The organism is Acinetobacter sp. YH12239 (genome assembly GCF_013417635.1).
Taxonomy (GTDB): domain Bacteria; phylum Pseudomonadota; class Gammaproteobacteria; order Pseudomonadales; family Moraxellaceae; genus Acinetobacter.
Genome location: NZ_VPDP01000020.1, coordinates 25,235 through 47,305 on the forward strand (window position 1 = coordinate 25,235; position 22,071 = coordinate 47,305).

Here is a 22,071-nt window from a genome sequence, read left to right on the forward strand (position 1 = left end):
TTATTTTTTACGGTATGCCTCTTGGCATTCAGGCGCATCGCAATAACCATATAAATTCAAAGAGTGACCTGTTAAAACAAAACCAAGTTGTTCAGCAACATTATGTTGTTCTTGTTCAATCAAATCATTGTGGAATTCAACAACTTTGTTGCAGTTCTGGCAGACCATATGATCGTGGTGATCATCTTGCATGATTTCGAATACAGAGTGATTATTCTCGAAATGATGACGTTGGATAATACCAGCAGCTTCAAACTGAGTTAACACACGATATACAGTTGCTAGACCGACATCTTCGCCTTGCTCAAGTAAGGTCTTATAGATATCTTCCGCGCTCAAATGATGCTGTCTTGAATTTTCTAATAATTCCAAAATCTTGATTCGTGGAAGGGTAACTTTAAGTCCAGCTTTGCGTAAATCTTGATTTGAAATAGGCATATAAAAAGGTCTCTCAACAAATTTTAAGTTGGAATATGCAACAGAGTTGAGATGCAGTATGATCTATCCTTGGATCAATTGCATCATAATTAATTTGGGATAGTGTAGCAAAATGCAAAAAATCATGCTGACGTTATTCGTCGCTTCTTTACTGGGTGGTTGTTCTGTCTTTGGTGTATACAAAGTTGATATTCCTCAAGGAACACCATTAACCCAAGCGCAAGCTTCAAAAATTCAAGTCGGGATGACTTACCAACAAGTTCGTTTTTTACTTGGTAGCCCAACCATTTCAGATCCTTTGAATCCTTTACGTTGGGATTACATCTACAATTATACCCCAGGTACATATGCTAAAAAAGCAAATATTCCTGCAACTCAAGGTCAGCATCTAAAAGTATATTTCGATGGTTCTGGCGTCGTGAATAAAATCGAAGGTTTAGAAACTATCCCAGAAACTCAACCTGGTTTACCAGGTTCGAAAGATGCGATTTTGAACGCGCCACCACTATAAAGAATTAGACATAAAAGAAAACCCCTCAAAGAGGGGTTTTTCATATCATTTCAATTGTTTAAAGCGATTGCCACGACAATAGCGCCCAACTGGATTCGCTGCCGCTCGCTTACGGCGTATATCTTTTGGATTAATCGTTAATGCCCGATAGATTTCCACCCGATCACCTGCTTGCAGAACATGCGATTGATCTTGTACCTTCGTCCCAAAAATTCCAACAGCATACTCGTCTGGCAACTGCGTACACGACGCGATACCACTTTGTGTAATAGCATCCGCAACAGACATGCCTTCCACAAATTCAAGTTCAATGTGAAACTGCTGGTCTACAGCAGCATAAGCAACCCAAACTTTTGCATTTTGGATCATGGTAACAATTGACCTAAGTAAGAAATCATTGCAACCACAATTGCTAAAGGTGTCACAATACGCACAGCCACACGCCAGATATTATAAAAAGCTTCATTACTAAAATTCAGCGCTTTACGTAAATGACTAATTTTCATGATCCAACCCACGAAAATTGCATAGATTAAACAAATGCTTAATCCCCAAAGCATTAAAATCGGAGTTAAAAATAGATCGGCTGCAGGGAATACCCAAATTAAAAGTGGTGCAAGCAATAAAATATATTGCACCGCTTGTGCTAATCCACGATGTGCGAGTTGTTCCTTACCAAGTTGCAGGAGTAAAGCTACTGCAAATATTGTCGCGATTAAAACGATATATGCTGGAATTGCAGCACTAATTGCAAAATATCCAAATCCAGCCACAGCCACCAGTTGCGCTAGCCAAATCGGTAAAGTTTTTGGCGTTGCAGCATCTTGTTTCTCTTGATTAAGATTTGTCTGCCAATACAATCCAAGCCCGAGACCAGAAGCCACTAAAGCGAGAATAGTTGCATTGCCCCACTCTTTAAACTCAACAGGAGTCAGCTGCCAATCATTGACTTGGACACCAAAAACTTGAGCCGCGATTAAACTTGCAATCGTTGCAATCGCAGTAAGTACAACCAATACAGAACGTTGAAGAAATGATAAACCAAATGCAATGAATGCTGCGATACCCATCAAAATATTTGAACCAATACCAAAATCATTTTGTTGTGCTACAGCATTAGAAGTATTAAGTAATATACCGCCCGCTAAGAATGGAATAAAAATAACAGCAAGCCAACCAACCACTCTCCAACGTTGGTGCGCATCGGCTTCACGGGTCAATTTTGATAATGCGTTCAACGCTGATGTTTGAGCTCGTTTCGCCAATCCAATTTCCAAATAGATAATTGGCAACGCTAAAAACAACATCGTTGCAAACCAAAGTAACCAAAAATCGAGTTGTCGATCAATTTGCAAGCCTAAGCTTGGTGCTAGACCCACAATAATGATAAATGATAAACAAAATGCCATCAGCGGCGATAACCATCGTGACATAGCGGTGTCCTGCATGAGGTATTCCATTAAAAAGTTTTACGCTATTTTGCCTAGCTCAATCATTAAAATCAAAGTCTGGCGTTAAAAAAGTAAGTGTAGATCTTAGACACTTCACATTAAATTTTTAATACTGATCCGCGCGAGTAACACGCTTCAAGCTTGGGTCACGGGCTTCTCTGACCAATCGCTCAACGTGAGTTATGGTACGTAGTGTTGGCTTACCATCCTGAAATAAAATCATTTCGCCGGGCGTATATGCAAACCAAGCTTCATTATCTGTTAATGGTTCTGTCGTGATCACAGCCACACGATCTTCAGGTGTCGTGACCTGACTAAAATCGACCTCAACATCGATATCAATTAATCGTGCAGGTTGAAATGGATATTCGCGAACAATCCAGTGTAATTTTGTGGTCGCATAACTATACAAAGCCTGTCCATTTGATAAACAAAAATTGAATGTCCCATGCTCTGCTATTGTTGGTGAAATTTCTTCTAATGCATGAAATACGTCTTGGACACTTGGCTCTACATAACCAAACTTTTGTACGAGATGTTCTAATAAATAGCAAAATGCAAGCTCACTATCCGTATTACCTACTGGTGTGAACTGTCCCGACAACATTGGATGAAAATCATGCAGATCACCATTATGCGCGAAAATCCATTGTCTCCCCCACAATTCACGAATAAACGGATGAGAATTTTCTAAAGTAATTTTTCCCTGTGTTGCTTTACGAATATGGGCAATAACATTACGCGATTTAATCGGATAATTACGAACGAATTCTGCAATTGGAGACTCGACTGCAGATTGGTTATCAACAAATAAGCGACATGCCTTATCCTCAAAGAAAGCGATGCCAAAACCATCTGAGTGATCTGACGTTATTCCAGCGCGCTGAGAAAAACCACGAAAAGAAAACGTAATATCCGTAGGGGTGGCACAATTCATTCCAAGTAGTTGGCACATAATCTTTCATTTTGCTTTAGTTATCAGTTTTATTGTGCATCAGCCTTATAGATGTTGCAAATATGAATATGGCAATTGAATATGTTTTATACGGGATATATGGGACATAAAACGATTATTCTTATCAAACAAAAAAAGCCACCGAAGTGACTTTTTATTATGTGATTATGAATTAGTGCGCCGACTTAGAACGATTGGTAATCAGTGTTCCAACACCGTGATCAGTAAAAATTTCCAACAAAGTCGCATGTGGAACACGCCCATCCACAATATGCGCGCTCACTACACCACCTTTCACCGCATCAAGCGCACACCCCACTTTCGGAATCATACCGCCGTAGATCACACCTGTATCGATCAAGCGATCAACTTCTTGTGTTGTTAGTCCAGTGAGTAGGTTTTTATTCTCATCCAATACACCACTGATATTCGTAAGAAGAATTAACTTTTCTGCACCCAAAGCTTCAGCAACTTTACCAGCAACTAAATCTGCATTGATATTGTAAGTATTACCTTCCTCATCAACACCGAGTGGCGCAATCACTGGAATGAAATCACTTTGAGTGAACATTTCCAGAACGTCAGTTTTTACACCTACCACTTCACCCACTAACCCAAGATCAATTTGTTGAACAGATCCATCCTCTTGAGTTTTTTCCATCAACAACTTTTGAGCACGAATTAAATTACCATCTTTACCTGTTAAACCAATTGCGCGACCACCATGTTGATTGATCAAATTCACAATAGACTTATTTACACTTCCGCCCAACACCATTTCTACAACTTCCATGGTTGCAGGATCAGTTACACGCATTCCATCAATACGGTCTGATTCACGCCCCAGTTGTTTCAAAAATGAATCGACTTGAGGACCACCGCCATGAACCACAATCGGATTAAGACCAACTGTTTTCAATAGCACGATATCACGGGCAAACGAACTTTCTAATGCAGGATCAGTCATTGCATTGCCGCCATATTTCACTACAAGTGTTTTACCTGTAAATCTTTGGATGTATGGCAAAGCTTCTGTCAAAATTTGAGCTTTGTCGATGCCAGTTTGTTGGTGTGGCATTCGCCTCTCCTTCATTCCTACATTAGTGTGCATTCAAAATACTTTGAGCAAGCACAGGATATTTTTCATTTAAAATTTTTACAAAATGCTGGCGAATTTCATAAAGTTTCGATGGGCTATCTGCATCAAACCGCACCGTGAAGTATTCACCAGTATTTGATGCTCGCATAATGCCAAATCCGTAGTCAAAATCAAGGCGAATGCCATCGATTTTACTCATTTTAGCCCCAGTACTTTTACAATTCTGCTCTATCAAGGCTAGGACGTCTTGCGGATTTGCATCTTGAGTTTCAATATAGGTATCTTCAGTACCAAAGCGATCTGGGAATTGAGCGAGATATTCAGATAGCGTGATATTAAGTTGACTCAATGCCTCCATGACCCGTAATGCTGCATAGATACCATCATCGTAACCAAAACCACGACCATCATTAAAGACATAATGACCCGCATATTCTCCCCCAAAAACAGCTCGACCTTTGGATTGGGAAATATAACGGCGCATGAAACTGCTGCCAGTACGAATCATTTTTGCGATGCCTTGTAATTGTTCAATGGTTTTTGACACCATCGTTGAACATTTTACGTCATAAACAATTTCATGATGTGGATGCTGAGTTAAACACAATGATGCGAATAATGCTAACAAGCGATCAGCAGACACAATGTGAGCATTTTCGTCCAAAATGACGGCACGATCACCATCGCCATCGAGAGCAATCCCTAAATCTGCCTGATGCAACAAAATTTTTTCTTTTAGCTGCGTCAAATGCTTCGCTTGTGAAGGGTCGGGAGGATGATCTGGAAACTCTCCATTTTCACAACAACGTATTGAAATGACTTCGCATCCCATTTTTTGTAGTACTAAATCAGCACAACGCCCAGCGGCACCATGCATACCATCTAATACAACCTTGAGTGGACGCTTTAATTGAATATCCTTGAGCAAAGCATGCTGATAAGTCAAGCAATACTCTGATTTAATCTGATGTGTCAGTTGAGGTGGCGTTGGAAAGTGATCATGTTGAAAATAGAAACCTTCCGCATATTCCCCGACATTTTGAATCATGTCTGGACAAGGCGGTTCGTATTCAATAATCCATTTAATCCCATTATCATGTTTAGGATTATGGCTGGCGGTCACCATGATGCCATTGCCATTTTTATGTCGAGCAGCAAAATACATTTGTGGGGTTGAACAACATCCAATGTTCTCGACATTCATCCCTTGTTTTTTGAAGACTGATTCAATAATCCAAGCAAAAGTAGGTCCAGTCAATCGAGCATCGTAACCTAGCACGATACTTTTCTGACCACGTGATTGATACTGAGCAGCGAGCCCATGCGCAATCGCATAAATTGTTCTTGTATCCAATTGACTGACTTTTCCGCGAATATCATAAGCACGGAAAATTTGTCTTGGAAAAATAAGTGGTTGGGTATTCATTCTTAATTAACACCGTTGACTGCTGAGTCAGAACAGCGTGCTGAGAGTTGATCCAAATAAATTTTGAATATATTGAGTATTAAAAAATATCGTTATTCTTTATATAACGTGTACCAATTTCAATTTATATAATCTTTGTTAATATTTTGCAACATATAAATAAAAGCCTGATTTTACAGGCTTTTATTGAAAATACTATTGTTTTCCAGTGTGTCCAAATCCACCATCTCCTCGCTCACTGGCCTTGAATTCGTCAACTAAGTCAAATTCAGCTTGTAAAACAGGAACCAATACGTATTGAGCTAATCGCTCACCCGGCTCTAATGTAAATGCATTTTGACTGCGGTTCCAAACTGAAACCATTAATTCACCTTGATAATCTGAATCAATTAGACCGACGAGATTTCCTAATACAATCCCGTGTTTATGACCTAAGCCAGAACGAGGCAAAATCAAACCCGCATAACTTGGGTCTTCGATATAAATTGCCATACCTGTTTTAACTAAAACAGTCTGACCAGGCTCAATAGTGATCGCTTCATCTACACATGCACGTAAATCTAAACCTGCCGATCCTGTTGTTGCATAAGTAGGTAATGGCCATTCTTGACCGAGTCGTTGGTCGAGTACTTTCACTTGAACTTTCATATTCAATCCTGTTTTAAAATGTAATTAACGTTTGAGTAAAGCTTTCAGATTTTGCAGATAATGCTGTGCCTGTAATTTTGGATCGATATTTTCAGCCAATTTCTTTTTTCGACCTAGCCAATCGACTTCATCTTGTGGCAATTCATCCAAGAAGCGACTTGGTGTCATTTGTTTCATCTGACCGCCATTTTTACGCTGTTCTGCAAGCGTCAAAGTCAGACCTTGTTTGGCACGGGTAATACCAACGTACATCAGTCGACGTTCTTCTTCGATGGTGTCAGCCACAATTGAATTCTTGTGCGGAAGCAACTCTTCCTCAAGCCCCATAATATAAACAAATGGGAATTCCAAGCCTTTAGAAGCATGCAATGTCAGTAAGTTTACTTTATCGATATCTTCATCTTCTTGCTGTTGCTCCAACATATCCAGCAACACCATCTTACGAATGACACTTTCGATATTTTTTTCATCGACATCTTCAGCACGATTGATCAAACTTTGAATACTGCTATAAAGCACTTCAATATTGTCAATTTTAGTTTTTTCTTGTGCTGGTGTCGCTGCCGTTTCTTTGATGTAGTCGATATATCCTGCCTCAACCATCATTTGGCGGACTTTAGGTACAGGTTCATCATCATCTAACAGTTCACGCGTAAAACCTTCGATAAAATCAGCAAACTCAGCCAATTGAGATGTCGCCTTCTTCGGTAATACCATGCTTAGACGCTGATCATTCGCAGCACCTAGTAGAGAAAGATTATTCTCTTGCGCAAATAAACCTAGTTTTTCTAAAGTCACAGGTCCTATGGCACGTTTAGGCGTGTTGATAATGCGTAAGAAAGCACTGTCATCTTCAGGATTAATAATGAGACGTAGATAGCTCATAATATCCTTGATTTCAGCACGTCCAAAGAACGATTGACCACCAGAAAGTTTGTAGGGAATCTGCATCTGACGAAGTTGTGTTTCTAGAACACGTGCTTGGAAATTTCCACGGTATAACACGGCGTAATCTTTCCAATTTTTACCATTCATCAATTTATGAGTCAGCAAATCTTTAACAACACGTTCCGCTTCATCATCATCATTACGACAAGTAATAATACGGATCACCTCACCATGTCCTTTATCACTCCACAATTTTTTATCAAAAATGTGTGGGTTATTCTCAATCACATGGTTTGCAGCTTTTAAAATTCGACTAGTTGAACGATAGTTTTGCTCAAGCTTAATGACTTTTAAATTGGGGAAATCTTCCTTCAATAATGCCATATTTTCTGGCTTTGCCCCCCGCCAAGCATAAATTGATTGGTCATCATCCCCTACTGCCGTAAATTGTCCCATGACACCGACAAGTAGTTTGACCAAGATATATTGGGCGGTATTGGTATCTTGATATTCATCAACCAATAAATAACGTACACGGTTTTGCCATTTATCACGGACTTCAGCATTTTCTTGAAGAAGGCGTGTCGGCATTACGATTAAATCGTCAAAATCGACCGCATTATAGGCACGTAAATTACGCTCATAAAGTTGATAGAGATGTGCAAATTGAACATCTTCAGCCGTTTCACAAGTCGTATGTGCTTGCTCAGGCAAAATTAGATCGTTTTTCCAATCTGAGATCATCTTCATCGCTTTTGCGATCAGCTCTTTACTTTCTGCACCAGACAAATTATCTCGGTGCATTAAATCCATTAAAATACGCTTACAGTCATCAGCATCTAAAATGGAAAAGTTTGCTTTAAGTGGCGTATGTTTTAATTCTAGTCTTAATAAATTCAAACCAAAAGTGTGAAAGGTAGAAACAGATAAACCCTTTCCATCCTCTTTACCAAGCAATTTACCTACACGCTCTTTCATCTCTCGTGCAGCTTTGTTGGTAAATGTCATCGCAGTAATACGATGTGCTGGTATACCGCATTTTTTGACTAAATATGCAATTTTCTGCGTGATTACAGAGGTTTTACCTGAGCCTGCCCCAGCAAGTACTAACAAGGGTCCTTGAGTGTATTTCATGGCTTCAAGTTGCTTGTCGTTCAAATGACTGGCTGATGACATATTCTTTCCTCTTTTCCTTCAGCGCTCGATTATAGTCATCTGCTTCGAATATGACTAACGTTAAATTTAATGAAGGTATATTTGTATAAATTTCAGACATAAAAAAACCACCCGAAGGTGGCTCTTTTTTGATCATGTATTATTGAACTGCGTAAACTGCAATCTCTACACGACGGTTTTGTTCTTTACCTGCTGCAGTTGTGTTATCAGCAATTGGATTTGAAGAACCTAAACCTTGAGCATTAATACGTGCTGTAGAAACACCCTTAGATGCTAAATAGCTAGCAACAGATTGAGCACGTGCTTGTGACAATGGGATGTTAATCGCATCATTACCTGAACTATCAGTATAACCAGTTACAAGGATACCGCTCTTGTTGTCTTCAGTTAAAACTTGTGCAACACGGTTTAAAGTGTCATAGAAGTTTGGCTTGATATTTGATTTATTTGTATCAAACGTAATAGCACCTGGCATTACTAAGTTAATAGAGCCATCTGGATTACGGTTTACATCAATACCTGTACCAGCAGTTGCTTGGCGTAATTTTTTCTCTTTATTGTCGAGATATACACCTGCAGCACCACCTAATACAGCACCAATCGCTGCTGCACGGTTATTTTGACGGCTAGTGTTCGCATTACCTTTAGAAACACCGTAACCAGCTGCTGCACCAATTAAAGCACCCAATGCAGTTTTGTCATACTCGACGCCACCAATATTGTTACCAGTTGTTTGACAACCAGAAAGTACCATTGCCCCAACCACTGCAGCTGAAATAGCTAATGCACGCATGGGATGACTCCTTTTATATGTTTTTGTATGTGATGAATAATGATTTGTTAGAAACAATTTAACCATTACTATTTTGTTAATAATAAACAGTTTATTAACAATATGTAATCTTTTGTAGCATCTTTCGTTAATGCTTCATCATATTTTATACATAGTTAAGAAAACGGGCTTTGTGATTTGAGCGACTCGATTTATAGTGTTTTAAAAATTTCAATCACATGCAATCACTTTTTAGGACTGTGCAATGGCAGCAGAGAAGCAGAAACAACCTATTTTAAAAAAAATTTCTAAGGGTTTAACCGTAGGTTCTGTGATCACAGGAAGTACATTTTTTCGTGGCCCACCTATTCTTGCATTAGGTTTGACTAAACTCGTAAAAAAATCATCAAAAATCGATGAAACCAATATCAATATCGCCAATGGTTGGATTGGTACGAATAACTGGCTCATTGAAAAAGTTCTCCCTGAGCTTAAATGGCACATCACGATTGATGAAGATCTAGATCTCAATCTACAAGGTCGTTACATCATGACCTGTAATCACCAAAGCTGGGTGGATACAACTGTTACTCAATATTTTGGTCTTAAACGTATGCCGCTCACACGTTTTTTTACGAAATGGGAACTCATTTTTATTCCTTTTGTTGGGCAAGCATTCAAGATCCTTGGTTTTCCTATGATGAAACGTCATACCAAAGCGCAAATCGAAAAAAATCCTGCCCTGAAATATCGTGATATGGAAGAAGCGCGTAAATCGTGTGAACAACTGCTCAGCCAACCTTTTACCTTATTAAATTATTTAGAAGGTACGCGCTATACGCCCGAAAAACATGCTCAACAAAAATCTCCGTATAAAAATTTACTCAAGCCTAAAGCGGGTGGTCTAGCACTTGCCCTAAATATTCTAGGAAGTGAAATTGATGCACTAGTCGATATGACCATTGTCTATCCAGATGGTGTGCCAGGTTATGGAGATTTTTGGTTAGGAGAAGTTTCTCAAATTGCCGTGAATTTAAGAAAAATTGAAATTCCTGCTTGGGTTCATGGCGGCAATTATGAGGATGATGCCGACTATCGCGCTCGTTTCCAAAAATGGGTTGATGAGCTTTGGACAGAAAAAGATCAGTTAATTACACAGTTAAAACAACAGCTTCAAGCTGAATCTGTAAATTAAGCTGTCCTCAGAATGTATTGCATATGACAGAACGCATGACTAATTCTCGAAAAACTTTCCGTCCACAGCGTCATGACACGTTATTTTGGAAGATGTTCCTAATTTATGACATCTTTATGATGCTCATTATTTTAGTCAATTTGTTTTGTCTATGTGCCAATGCATTTTTAATGAGTAATTTTGGCACATGGGTATTTGACACGGTTCAATTACCTCAAATTCTGGAGTTTTATAAATCCGAACTTCACCCATGGGTCATCATTACCGAAAGTTGGTTTATCACATTTTTAATTGTTGAACTCGCTGTAAGATGGCTGATTGCAATCGTCAATAAACATCATCAGCGTTGGTTTTTCTTTCCCTTCATTCATTGGTATGAAATATTAGCCATTATCCCTTACCTTCGCTTTTTACGTTTAATTCGCGTCGGAGTGATTGCCTATAGACTGCATGAGCTAGGCTATAAAGTCATACCTAATAAATGGTTCAGACGTCTTAATTTTTACTATAACGTGATCATGGAAGAGCTCTCTGATCGTGTGGTGATTACTGTCATTGATAGTGTAAAAAAAGAGTTAGACACTAGCTCGACCCATAAAAAAATCATTCATGATCTGGTGAATCACCATCGAGACATGTTTGCCACGACATTGGCGCAAGTCTTACAAGAATCTTTAGCAACCGAATTAAAACTTCAAAAAGATAATATCTCACAAGGCGTTGGTCACATTGTCATTAAAGCAATTGAAGACACACCAGAGCTAACACAGCTTTTAAAACTGATTCCATTGGTGGGTGGTCGTATAGAACAGCAAATCCACAACATTGGTCAACGATTAGGTGAAAATATTACCGACGGTTTAGTTGAACCTTTTATTTCTGGAACCATTGATAAACCGAATGCGCATTATCAACTCATTGCTGAAAAAATCAGCCAACTCAATATTGATAATCATGCATTAGAACAACTCGTTGAATCTGTCGTTTATGAAAGTCTTGAGTCTTTAAGAAAACAGGTGGCAGTAAAACAATGGCAAATAGAGTTATCAAAAAACAATCAAGTCAAGGAATGATCATTTCTCTATTAATTTAATATATCCGCTAGAGAATTCTTGAGAATTGAACTAGCATTTGCACAATTAACAATTTTTACTTCGATTATAAAGCGCGAAGCAAGCAAGGAATGAATATGGCAGATATTCGGATTACCGGTAGAATGGTGAATTTTACCCGAATTACCTTTGACACCAATGATCATAATGTTATCCGCCAACAATTAAGTGCCATGATGAGTGAAACCTCTTATGAAGGTGCGCTTGTCATTCTAGACACAACCGTTGAACAAGAACTCATTGGACTCATTCAATTGGTCATCAGTTTAGGGTTACAGCCAATGGCTGTCGTTGATGGTTTAATGGGTGATGAAGCACGTGCGATCCAATTCCCAGTTCTTGCGGCTGATCGTCCTTTGCAGCGCATCAAAGCAACAAAAGAACAAGTGGTAGAAGCCCCAGCAAATACCCCTGAAGCTGAGAAGGCTCCAACACACATAGCTCCTGCAACCACACATAAAACTTCATATCACGATGAAGTGCTTAGAACAGGACAATGTCTGGTACAAGATCACGGCGATATTATTTTAACTGCTGGAATTAATAGTGGCTCTGAAATCATCGCTTCAGGAAATATACATATTTATGGTTCTGCTCGTGGTAGAGTCATCGCCGGCGCAGGTGGCAATACAGCAGCACGAATTTTCTGTCATGTTTTAGAGGCTGAATTGGTATCTATCGCAGGAACATATTGTGTTGCAGATGATATTCCACCACATATGCTAAAAAAGTCAGTACATATCTATTTAAATGATGCTCAAGAGCTTGTCTTTGAAGCACTCGAATTTTAATGTATAACTAAACATGAGAACCCCTATAGTATTGGGGATAAACATAACAGGAGTGGATTCGGTGGCGAAAATTGTTGTCGTAACATCAGGTAAAGGTGGCGTAGGTAAAACAACTACCAGTGCATCTTTTGCAACAGGTTTAGCCCTTCGTGGCCACAAAACTGTTGTAATCGATTTTGACGTAGGTTTACGTAACCTCGACCTTATCATGGGTTGTGAACGTCGTGTTGTTTATGATTTTGTGAATGTATTAAATAACGAAGCGAGATTACAACAAGCACTTATTCGCGATAAAGAAATCGAAAATCTATATATTTTACCTGCATCACAAACTCGTGATAAAGATGCGTTGACCGATGAAGGTGTTGCACGTGTAATGGACGAACTTTCTCAAGAGTTCGACTACATCATTTGTGACTCTCCTGCAGGTATTGAACGTGGTGCGATTCTAGCAATGTACCATGCTGATGAAGCAATCATTGTAACGAACCCAGAAATTTCATCTGTCCGAGATTCCGATCGTATTATTGGTATGTTAGACAGTAAAACGAAGAAAGTAGAAAACAACGAAGGTCGTATTCGTAAGCATCTTTGTATCACACGCTTCAACCCTGAACGTGCTGACAAGCAAGAAATGTTAACAGTCGATGATATTTCTAAAGATATCCTTCGCGTGCCAACGCTCGGTGTAATTCCTGAATGTAAAAGCGTGTTACAAGCTTCGAATGAAGGTAAACCTGTTATTCTTTATACTGAAGAAGCAGCTGGACAAGCTTATGACGATCTTGTTGCACGCTTCCTTGGTGAAGAACGTCCATATCGTCACATCACTGTGAAGCCGAAAGGCTGGTTAGCACGTTTATTTGGAGCATAAAGATGGCAGGATTTTGGAGTAAACTTTTTAGTAGTGATGACAAACCATCAAGTGCACAAACGGCTAAAGATCGCTTAAAAGTTATCGTGGCATCTGAAAATGGCCTCGGTAAACGTTTGAGCCAAGATAAAATTGATTTAATGAAAAAAGAAATCATGCAAGTTGTGAATCGTTACGTGCGTGGTGTAGATGAACAACATATTCAAATGTCGGTTCGCTCAGAAGCAAACATTGAAATGCTAGAAATGAATATCAATTTGCCTGAAGAACGTTAATCTGATTTTTGATTAGTCAAGCAAATTGAATCAGGGCAAAATATGAGAGTGGCAGAAATAGGCTTTTAGCTATATTCCGCCCACTTGAAGCAGAGCTTCAAGTCTTGCGACTAGGCAAAGCATTGCTTTGCTCATCTAGTCTCATATTTTGCCCTTTTTTATTGATTAAAAAATACCAAGGAGATTGTGATGGCATTATCACAGCCAGCCACGTTCAATGAAGAATGGTCAGACGAGCGTGTTTTTGCCTATTTAAATCAGTTACCTCCTGAAGGTGTAAACGCTGATTTTCATGTTCTCTATCATGCTTTTAAACATATGCGTGCTAATGACTATGAGCGTTTACTCACTAAATTTGTAGCAGATGGTCGTGATCTTAATGCTCAAAATCCTGAAGGCAAACGTATTCATGATGTGATCGCAGAATTCCCACGCCAAAGTGCAGAATTCCTTGCTGTTTTAGCAAAATTTGCCTAAAAAACGGATAAAAAAGCCTGCTTGAGCAGGCTTTTTTATTAACAGATTCTCTTCAAATCTTATATTAAGATTTCACGTTTACCGTTAGCTCCCATAGCACTCACGATACCGTTTTCTTCCATTTGATCAATAATACGTGCGGCACGATTATAACCAAGACTAAACTTACGCTGTAAAGATGAAGTGGATGCTTTGCGGGTTTCTAAAACAAAGGCAACACATTGATCATAAAGTGCGTCACGGTCTGAAGCACCATCACCATCCTCAAAGCCACGTGATGCTGGCTCTTCATCAAATGGGGTGAGAATTTCATCCACATAGTTTGGTGCACCACGCTCACGCCATGCATCACAAATACGGTTCACCTCATCATCGGCAATAAATGCACCATGTACACGCTCAGGCTCAATTTTACCTGGTCCTAAGAACAACATATCACCATGTCCAAGCAAATCTTCTGCACCACCCGCATCCAAAATCGTACGCGAGTCAATTTTAGAGTTTACACGTAGCGCAACACGCGTCGGTATATTCGCCTTAATTAAGCCCGTGATTACATCGACGGATGGACGCTGTGTCGCAAGTAATAAATGAATGCCTGCAGCACGTGATTTTTGAGCTAAACGAGTGATCATCTCTTCCGCTTTCTTACCCACCTGCATGATCATATCTGCGAATTCATCTGCAACAATCACAATCGAAGGCAATGGTGTAAGTCTAGGTGCACGTTCTCCAGCAACTGACTCACTGGCTTTCCAAGTTGGATCAAATAGATCTTCACCATTGGCAATTGCTTCTTCAACTTTACGGTTATAGTCACTCAATTTACGTATTTTTAAGAACGACATTAGCTTATAACGACGCTCCATCTCATTCACACACCAATTTAAAGCACTGACTGCATCTTTCATGTCAGTCACAACAGGCGTGAGTAAATGCGGAATATCGTTATAGTTCGCTAATTCAAGTTGTTTAGGATCAATCAAAATAAGGCGCAATTGATCTGGCGTATATTTTAAAAGCATCGATAGAATCATCGAGTTTACAGCAACAGATTTACCTGAACCTGTGGTACCCGCAACCAACATATGGGGTGCTTTGCCCAACTCAGTAATGACTGGGTTACCAGAAATATCTTTACCCATTGCCATGGATAGGATTCCATCTGGATCCTTAAATTTTGGAATTTGTACCAATTCAATCAGGCGCACCATCTCACGTGTGCTATTCGGAACTTCAATTCCAATGTAAGGTTTTCCAGGGATTACCTCAACCACACGTACTGATGCCATCGACATTGATCGTGCTAAGTCACGAGAAATATTCGTTACTTTTGAAGCTTTCACACCAGGCGCAAGATCTAGTTCAAATCTGGTCACGACTGGACCCGGTTGAGCTTCAATCACTTTCGCTTTGACATTAAATTCTTGTAATTTAATTTCTAACAGTTCTGATAATCTTGATAATTGTTCTGCAGTGAAGTTTACTTTTTTGTTTGGGTCTACTTCATCAAGTAAATCTAAACCAGGAAGTGGTGATAAATCTTTACGGCGCTCCGCAACTTGCATTGCACGAGACATTGGACGACCAGCAGCATCTGTTAATGGCGCATCGAAATCAAACTCATCCTCTTCAACTTCAGGCTTACCTACCGTTTCTTGCCAAGCTTCTCTAAAAGCATCTTTATCTGAAGATATACGTTGTTTTTCCTCATCACTCACTTTAGTAACAGGAATTGATGATCCCTCTTGCTCAACAATGTTTTGTGGTGATGGGGCAATAGTGTCTTGCTCTGATTCATATTCCGCGACTGTATCTGACTTAGGTGAAGTCATAAATTTAATATTTGGCGTCACCAAATTTGGACGCTTGACCTCTGGATTAGACAAAGCTTCTGCTTCATCCGCAAGTGATGCAAGACCATCAAGCTCAGAAGCTAACAAATCTGCTTTAGTGATCGCTTCCGCAGCTGCGCTCGATTGACTTGCGTATAGAGCACTTGCACCAATAGCTGAGGTATTTTGGATTAGGGATGCTGTATTTTGATCATCAGCAGATTGACCTGAAGGATTTGTTTGATGATGAAAAGGAGTATGAATATCTTTGGCATGCAGTCCTTGTGGAACAACTTCAAGCAATTCATCAAAGATTTGATCATCATTCCAGTCCAAAGCAGTATCTTGAACAATTGAGCGCTGCTCTACTCGAACGTTTTTACTTAAATCATTAATTTCTGAAGTACGTTGATCAACCTGATCCTCCTCTGCTGCGCGCAAAAGCTCATCAATTTCTCTTTTATGATCTTCATCGCTATGCAAGGCTTTCCAAACTTCACCCGTTGGAACAATACGTTGACTCTCACGCTCTAACTCATGCGCTTTCGCGATGGTACGCTCGAGCTCTGCCTCATCATCTTCATCAAAACGATGATTTTGTTGAGACTCTTGGAAACGCATATCTTCAAATAGTTTTTCAGCAGTACGTTCATGACGCGCTTGTAATTGATCTTTCTCTTCTAAATGATCGACATTATTGAGCTCAGCTTGATGAGGGACTTGAGCTGAACCTTTTAGATTAGGTTCAATTTCTTTTTTCGCTTTTGGCTGAGTCGTCAAATCATAAGCTGATTCAGTCTCAGGTACATTTTTATAGAACAAATCTTGCAAATAAGCGGGTGTCGCCTTCAGAGTAGACCATGTCTTGTTCCACTGAATACCAAAAGCCAGTGTGATTAGAACGATACTAAGTACGATCAGAAAAAAAACGGCGCCATAAATCGTCAAAAGCTGTTTTAAACTCTCACCCAATTCGTAACCAATGATTCCACCTGAAGCATTAGCAAGCGTATCTGCAGGCACTGACCAAAGTAAATAAAACAAACTCGCGACGGTAAGTAAAATGAAAAATTGAGCAGCAAAACGAAATGGACGACTCAAAAAACTTCTTGGCCACCACACTTGAATCGCTTCAATGAATAAATAAATTGGAATCAGTAAACTTGCCCAGCCCAGAAATCCAAATAAGAGATCTGCAATCCAAGCACCTGCGACACCACTTGCATTTGAAACTTGTTGAGTATCACTCGAAATATGCATCCAACCCGGATCAAATGGCGTATAAGTCACTGTTGCTAAAAACAGATAAATACCAAATGATATTAAGAAGAATGTTAAAACTAAGCGCTGTGCATATACACTCGACACCGCAGTCATATACTGTCCTGTAAACGATTATTCATTAATGTTCTAATGTTGAAATGGAACAATTTCTTCATTATAGAAAACTTACTATTATGCACCTGTTCATTAAAAAAAGGTGCAGCTTTCTAAGGTTTCCTTGTTAACACTTTTAACTATATAGCTCAATTCGATTTAGTTGATCAATATAATCCACATTCATTCCACACAACTGTAGTGAAGTTTCACGTATAATTTTCAGTAAGTCGATATATCAAATTAAAAGGATGCTTATACATGAGCGCTCGTCACTCAAGATTGATTATTTTAGGTTCTGGTCCTGCAGGTTATAGCGCAGCTGTATATGCTGCACGAGCAAATTTAAAACCAACTTTGATCGCTGGTATGCAATTGGGTGGTCAGCTCACCACAACTACAGAAGTTGATAACTGGCCAGGTGATCCTGAAGGCTTAACAGGTCCTGCTTTAATGGAGCGTATGCAAGCTCACGCAGAACGTTTTGGTACTGAATTGGTTTACGATCACATTAACGAAGTTGACTTAAATGTACGTCCATTCGTTTTAAAAGGTGATATGGAAGAATACACGTGTGATGCTTTGATCATTGCAACAGGCGCTACGGCTCAATACTTAGGATTAGAATCCGAAGCTGCTTATATGGGTCAAGGTGTGAGTGCGTGTGCAACTTGTGATGGTTTCTTCTATAAAAATCAAAAAGTCATGGTTGTCGGTGGTGGTAACACTGCGGTTGAAGAAGCGCTTTATTTATCAAACATTGCTTCACATGTAACACTTGTACATCGTCGCGATAAATTACGTTCTGAAAAAATCCTTCAAGATCATCTTTTTGCAAAAGAGAAAGAAGGCAAAATCAGCATCATCTGGAACCATGAAGTTGAAGAAGTACTTGGTAACCCTCAAGATGGCGTTACTAGTGTTCGTTTGAAATCTACAACTGATACTACAACTCAAAACGTTGAAGTGACTGGATTGTTCGTCGCTATAGGTCACAAACCTAATACTGCAATGTTTGAAGGTCAGCTTGATCTACGTGATGGTTATATCCAAGTTCAAAGTGGTACACGTGGTAATGCAACTGCGACTTCTGTCGAAGGCGTATTTGCTGCAGGTGATGTTGCAGACAATATCTACCGCCAAGCAATTACATCAGCAGGTTCAGGTTGTATGGCTGCTTTGGACGCTGAGAAATATTTAGACAACTAATATTTATTTAAAAACCCAAAAAACCACCTTCGGGTGGTTTTTTTATTCTTTCAACTTGGCATAATCATTTTAAACGTTTTTATCTTCGGTTTTTCATTATTATTTTTAGAACTTAATCCCTATGCTCCCTCCTTCTGAATTTATTTTCCCTAATCCAATTGAATCCGATCCCGAAGGTCAAGGACTAATCTGTATAGGTGCTGACCTCTCCCCTTCTACATTATTTGAAGCTTATACACATGGTTTATTTCCTTGGTTTTCCGAAGGTGAGCCGATCTGCTGGTGGAGTCCAGAACCTCGCTGCATTATCTACCCTTCGTCATACCATCCAAGTAAATCACTCATTCGTAACATGAAAAAACATGATTATACGATTACCATTAACCATGATTTTGAACATGTGATACGTTCCTGCTCATTACCACGAAGTTATGCCAATGAAACATGGATTAATGAAGATATCATTCAGGGTTACTGTTCATTATTTGAGTCAGGCTATGCATATAGTGTCGAAGTACGCAGAGAAAATTCGATTGTCGGCGGGCTGTATGGTGTCTCGATAGGTCAGGGTATTTTTGGTGAATCCATGTTTAGTCGAGAGACTGATGTTTCAAAAATGGCTTTTTATACCCTCATGTTGATCAGCCTTGAAAATCAGGTACCTTGGGTTGACTGTCAATTGGTGAATGATCATCTTATAAGCTTAGGTGCTTGCACAATTTCTCGCCAAGACTACCTTAATTCGTTACAAGATGTGATAAAACAGCCTCAGATTGATTGGCAAAAGTATAAAGACGGTGTATTTTCAAGTAAAACAATAGCATTTGATCAACGACTCATGGATTGAGAAATAGGAGGGACAACATGAATTCTTATCACCCCCAGTCCCTATTAAATGAATTGCAGTATTACATTACACCACCGCATGACTGCAGTTATCTTCCCGAGAAATCAGCACGGATGGTCTTTTTAGATCCTGTTCATAAAATCGACGTTGTAACTTTATCAGAATTGTCTCGTGTAGGATTTCGAAGAAGCGGAGATTTTGTCTATCGACCTGAATGTCATTTGTGTCGACAATGCCTCTCATGTCGTGTACCTGTTGATGTTTTTAAAATGAACAGTCAACAAAAGAAAGCTTGGAAACGTAATCAAGACTTAGAAGTTAGAATAACCCAAACTCAAGATGCTACTGATTTACACTATCAACTCTATGAACGTTATATCAATGAGCGTCATTCAGATGGGGATATGTTCCCCCCTAGCTATGATCAATTCGAGAAGTTTTTGATTCACAGTTGTAGCAATAGTTTCTTTATAGAACTTTGGAAAGATAATCGACTCATTAGTGTCTCAACCTGCGATGTATTAGATGATGGAGTATCCGCCGTCTATACATTTTTTGATCCAGATGAATCCAAACGCTCTTTAGGCGTTTTTGCAGTCCTTAAGCAAATTGAATATGTAAAGCAGCACAATCAAGATTTTGTATATTTAGGATATTGGGTACCCCATTCATTCAAGATGAACTATAAGTCCCAATATGCACCTTTTGAATTATTACTGGATGGTCAATGGCGACGTGTGAATAAAATGCTCAGCAACGAAGAAATCGATCAATTAGGTCATATGCTGATGACGACACTTCCCTCTGAATGGAATAACTTTATTATAAAGTAAGGTATTGAATTTTGTCACTTGAATAAATCTGCAAAATTATCACTGCATGCCTTTACCATAATGATGGCATGCTCTTTTCCACCATCTAATGTTGGATAATAGTTTTTACGCATATCAATTTGATGAAATCCGGATTTCTCATATAGTGCAATCGCAGCCTTATTACTTTCTCGGACCTCTAAAAAGATTTGTACAGGATCATTATTGAGTTGAGCCATTGAAGCTTCAAGCAATTGATATCCCATCCCTTTTCCGCGCATTTTCGGATGAACTGCCATCAATAGCAAATTCGCTTCATCCAATACAGGCTGTAAAATACAAAAACCAACAACACGATTCTGGTATTCAATCACTGTAGATTGATATGAATCAACCGCTTCTGAAAATTGTTTTTTTGTCCAAGGATGCGTCTGCCCCAAACTTTCAATTTCATATACCACCTCAACATCTGATGTCAGCATCGGTCGAATCATAATCATTACATTGCATTTTTTAAGTCAGTACATTATAGAAAGTTCGAAAATAAATGAAATAAAAAAAGGCAGCTTACGCTGCCCGAATGCACAAAAGTAAATACTTAAAAACCAAGTTTTGCTTTCCATGTCGCCAATAAACCCACGGTATCCAAATCATTCGGATGGAAGCCTGGTTTAAAATAAGCCAACATTTCCTTACCCATACCAGAAATAATGCCCTTAGATGGACTATATCCATAGGTATAAATATCTTTCAAAGATGCAATATTTAACTGTTTATCGTCTTTCAATAAACGCGCTACAAAATAAGTCTGCACCATGAATAGAACAACCATTGCTGCTACTAAAGAAGATGTTCGAGCAAGATAAGATTTGATTCCTTTACCGAACACACCTTCAAATACATCATATGCGACAGCCTTATGCTCATTTTCTTCAATGGCATGCCAAGCCCACATTGTCGCCATTGTTTCATCAGTCATTAATGCTTGAATATGTTCGTTACGCAATAATTCTGACGCAATGGTTGCTGTAAAATGTTCTAGCGCAGTCGTTCCCATCAGATCGATCATTTCTTGTGAAATACCAAATGGTTTCATAACGGTGCTAGCTGACTTACGAAAAGTTTGAATGACCGTATCTGTGGCTTTTTCAAGTGCAGCAACATCATGACCAAATTTTTGTGCTGATGCATTAAAGCCAGCATGCTCATGTGTATGCATTGCTTCCTGACCAATAAATGCTGAAATCTCTTTTTGGAGATCTTCATTATCTTTAATGGCTGGATGTTGGCGAACTGCACGCACCGAATCGATAAAGAATTTTTCACCTGCAGGAAATAATGCAGATAACGCTGTCATGAAATGAGTTAATCCAGCTGAACCATTCATCCAATATTCTGGTACGTGATCAAAATCAAATTGCATACGACGTACTGGAAATGATGCACCGGCACGATTTGTAATATTTACTTTAGCATTCATTGCTGGACTCCTATTCGGGATCTATCCAAATCTAGTTTTATGATTGTTTTCATTACTTCATCTTAGTGATTTATTATTTTTATGATAAATGCCTTATAGGTCACATCATTATCAGTTAAGGACAGCTTACAATTCTTATTGTCTAACAATTTATAGATTACATAAAAAACGCCCCAATGGGGCGTTTCTTTCACACAATCAATACTTATGCAGTTACTTTAGCAACAACACCAGCACCAACTGTACGACCACCTTCACGGATCGCAAAACGTAGACCTGGGTCCATTGCGATTGGATGGATTAATTCTACTGACATTTCTACGTTGTCACCAGGCATAACCATTTCAACGCCTTCTTTTAATTGAATCGCGCCAGTTACGTCAGTTGTACGGAAGTAGAACTGTGGACGGTAACCGTTAAGGA

General features: G+C 39.2%; 22 protein-coding genes and 1 pseudogene. 10 read left to right on the forward strand and 13 right to left on the reverse strand.

What is annotated here, in order from left to right; genetic code table 11:
• Positions 1-438 carry a ferric iron uptake transcriptional regulator gene (gene fur, locus FTV17_RS13345; RefSeq protein WP_035267453.1) on the reverse strand — a complete coding sequence of 146 codons (438 nt, stop codon included), beginning with the start codon at positions 436-438 and terminating at the stop codon, positions 1-3.
• Positions 439-550: 112 nt separating this feature from the next.
• Between fur and FTV17_RS13350 the strand changes: the two genes are divergently transcribed.
• Entirely contained in the window at positions 551-949 is a 399-nt protein-coding gene (locus FTV17_RS13350; protein ID WP_092768200.1) for an outer membrane protein assembly factor BamE, read from the forward strand.
• A gap of 45 nt (positions 950-994) precedes the next feature.
• Here FTV17_RS13350 and FTV17_RS13355 read toward each other — a convergent pair whose 3' ends face one another.
• The 8 genes from FTV17_RS13355 to FTV17_RS13390 form a co-directional block, all read right to left on the reverse strand.
• Positions 995-1,318 carry an RnfH family protein gene (locus FTV17_RS13355; protein ID WP_092768198.1) on the reverse strand — a complete coding sequence of 108 codons (324 nt, stop codon included), beginning with the start codon at positions 1,316-1,318 and terminating at the stop codon, positions 995-997.
• Complete coding sequence (locus FTV17_RS13360) at positions 1,315-2,397, reverse strand: hypothetical protein (RefSeq protein ID WP_180000252.1); 1,083 nt, start codon at positions 2,395-2,397, stop codon at positions 1,315-1,317. The genes FTV17_RS13355 and FTV17_RS13360 overlap by 4 nt, the downstream gene beginning before the upstream one ends.
• A gap of 109 nt (positions 2,398-2,506) precedes the next feature.
• The gene (locus FTV17_RS13365; RefSeq protein WP_180000254.1) at positions 2,507-3,355 is read right to left on the reverse strand and encodes a class II glutamine amidotransferase; all 849 of its coding nucleotides are present in this window, start codon (positions 3,353-3,355) and stop codon (positions 2,507-2,509) included.
• Between the two features lie 172 nt (positions 3,356-3,527).
• Positions 3,528-4,433: an acetylglutamate kinase gene (gene argB / locus FTV17_RS13370; RefSeq protein ID WP_035267425.1), complete on the reverse strand. Its 906-nt coding sequence runs from the start codon at positions 4,431-4,433 to the stop codon at positions 3,528-3,530.
• 22 nt (positions 4,434-4,455) lie between these two features.
• Complete coding sequence (locus FTV17_RS13375; RefSeq protein ID WP_180000255.1) at positions 4,456-5,880, reverse strand: phosphomannomutase/phosphoglucomutase; 1,425 nt, start codon at positions 5,878-5,880, stop codon at positions 4,456-4,458.
• Positions 5,881-6,075: 195 nt separating this feature from the next.
• Complete coding sequence (gene dut, locus FTV17_RS13380; RefSeq protein WP_180000257.1) at positions 6,076-6,528, reverse strand: dUTP diphosphatase; 453 nt, start codon at positions 6,526-6,528, stop codon at positions 6,076-6,078.
• Positions 6,529-6,552: 24 nt separating this feature from the next.
• Positions 6,553-8,592, reverse strand: a complete 2,040-nt coding sequence (locus tag FTV17_RS13385; protein WP_035267404.1) for a UvrD-helicase domain-containing protein — start codon at positions 8,590-8,592, stop codon at positions 6,553-6,555.
• Between the two features lie 139 nt (positions 8,593-8,731).
• Positions 8,732-9,385, reverse strand: a complete 654-nt coding sequence (locus FTV17_RS13390) for an OmpA family protein (protein ID WP_092768184.1) — start codon at positions 9,383-9,385, stop codon at positions 8,732-8,734.
• Between the two features lie 244 nt (positions 9,386-9,629).
• Here FTV17_RS13390 and FTV17_RS13395 point away from each other — a divergent pair, with 244 nt between their 5' ends.
• The 6 genes from FTV17_RS13395 to FTV17_RS13420 all read left to right on the forward strand — a co-directional run bounded on the left by FTV17_RS13395 (position 9,630) and on the right by FTV17_RS13420 (position 14,088).
• The gene (locus FTV17_RS13395; RefSeq protein WP_180000261.1) at positions 9,630-10,559 is read left to right on the forward strand and encodes an acyltransferase; all 930 of its coding nucleotides are present in this window, start codon (positions 9,630-9,632) and stop codon (positions 10,557-10,559) included.
• Between the two features lie 35 nt (positions 10,560-10,594).
• Positions 10,595-11,632 (forward strand): preprotein translocase subunit SecA, encoded by a 1,038-nt coding sequence (locus FTV17_RS13400; protein ID WP_373687211.1) that lies wholly within the window; start codon positions 10,595-10,597, stop codon positions 11,630-11,632.
• Positions 11,633-11,748: 116 nt separating this feature from the next.
• The gene (gene minC / locus FTV17_RS13405) at positions 11,749-12,462 is read left to right on the forward strand and encodes a septum site-determining protein MinC (protein ID WP_180000266.1); all 714 of its coding nucleotides are present in this window, start codon (positions 11,749-11,751) and stop codon (positions 12,460-12,462) included.
• A gap of 61 nt (positions 12,463-12,523) precedes the next feature.
• On the forward strand, positions 12,524-13,336 hold the full coding sequence (gene minD, locus FTV17_RS13410; RefSeq protein WP_180000269.1) for a septum site-determining protein MinD: 813 nt from the start codon (positions 12,524-12,526) through the stop codon (positions 13,334-13,336).
• Between the two features lie 2 nt (positions 13,337-13,338).
• Entirely contained in the window at positions 13,339-13,611 is a 273-nt protein-coding gene (gene minE / locus FTV17_RS13415; RefSeq protein ID WP_035267388.1) for a cell division topological specificity factor MinE, read from the forward strand.
• Positions 13,612-13,800: 189 nt separating this feature from the next.
• The gene (locus tag FTV17_RS13420; protein ID WP_180000271.1) at positions 13,801-14,088 is read left to right on the forward strand and encodes a PA4642 family protein; all 288 of its coding nucleotides are present in this window, start codon (positions 13,801-13,803) and stop codon (positions 14,086-14,088) included.
• 59 nt (positions 14,089-14,147) lie between these two features.
• Here the strand turns inward: FTV17_RS13420 and FTV17_RS13425 are convergent, their stop codons facing one another.
• The gene (locus tag FTV17_RS13425) at positions 14,148-17,300 is read right to left on the reverse strand and encodes a DNA translocase FtsK 4TM domain-containing protein (RefSeq protein WP_180000280.1); all 3,153 of its coding nucleotides are present in this window, start codon (positions 17,298-17,300) and stop codon (positions 14,148-14,150) included.
• 261 nt (positions 17,301-17,561) lie between these two features.
• Between FTV17_RS13425 and trxB the strand changes: the two genes are divergently transcribed.
• The 3 genes from trxB (at position 17,562) to FTV17_RS13440 (ending at position 20,189) form a co-directional block, all read left to right on the forward strand.
• Positions 17,562-18,509 (forward strand): thioredoxin-disulfide reductase, encoded by a 948-nt coding sequence (gene trxB / locus FTV17_RS13430; protein ID WP_180000282.1) that lies wholly within the window; start codon positions 17,562-17,564, stop codon positions 18,507-18,509.
• Between the two features lie 115 nt (positions 18,510-18,624).
• Entirely contained in the window at positions 18,625-19,356 is a 732-nt protein-coding gene (aat, locus tag FTV17_RS13435; protein WP_180000291.1) for a leucyl/phenylalanyl-tRNA--protein transferase, read from the forward strand.
• 17 nt (positions 19,357-19,373) lie between these two features.
• Complete coding sequence (locus FTV17_RS13440) at positions 19,374-20,189, forward strand: arginyltransferase (RefSeq protein WP_180000284.1); 816 nt, start codon at positions 19,374-19,376, stop codon at positions 20,187-20,189.
• Between the two features lie 14 nt (positions 20,190-20,203).
• On the opposite strand, the gene rimI is transcribed toward FTV17_RS13440, so the two are convergent.
• The 3 genes and pseudogenes from rimI to FTV17_RS13455 form a co-directional block, all read right to left on the reverse strand.
• Positions 20,204-20,662 carry a ribosomal protein S18-alanine N-acetyltransferase gene (gene rimI, locus FTV17_RS13445; RefSeq protein WP_092768276.1) on the reverse strand — a complete coding sequence of 153 codons (459 nt, stop codon included), beginning with the start codon at positions 20,660-20,662 and terminating at the stop codon, positions 20,204-20,206.
• A gap of 104 nt (positions 20,663-20,766) precedes the next feature.
• A complete protein-coding gene (locus FTV17_RS13450; RefSeq protein ID WP_035267371.1) occupies positions 20,767-21,648 on the reverse strand; it encodes a metal-dependent hydrolase in 882 nt (293 codons plus the stop codon).
• A 205-nt stretch (positions 21,649-21,853) separates the two neighbouring features.
• Positions 21,854-22,071, reverse strand: a pseudogene (locus FTV17_RS13455) (elongation factor Tu); the annotation flags it as partial.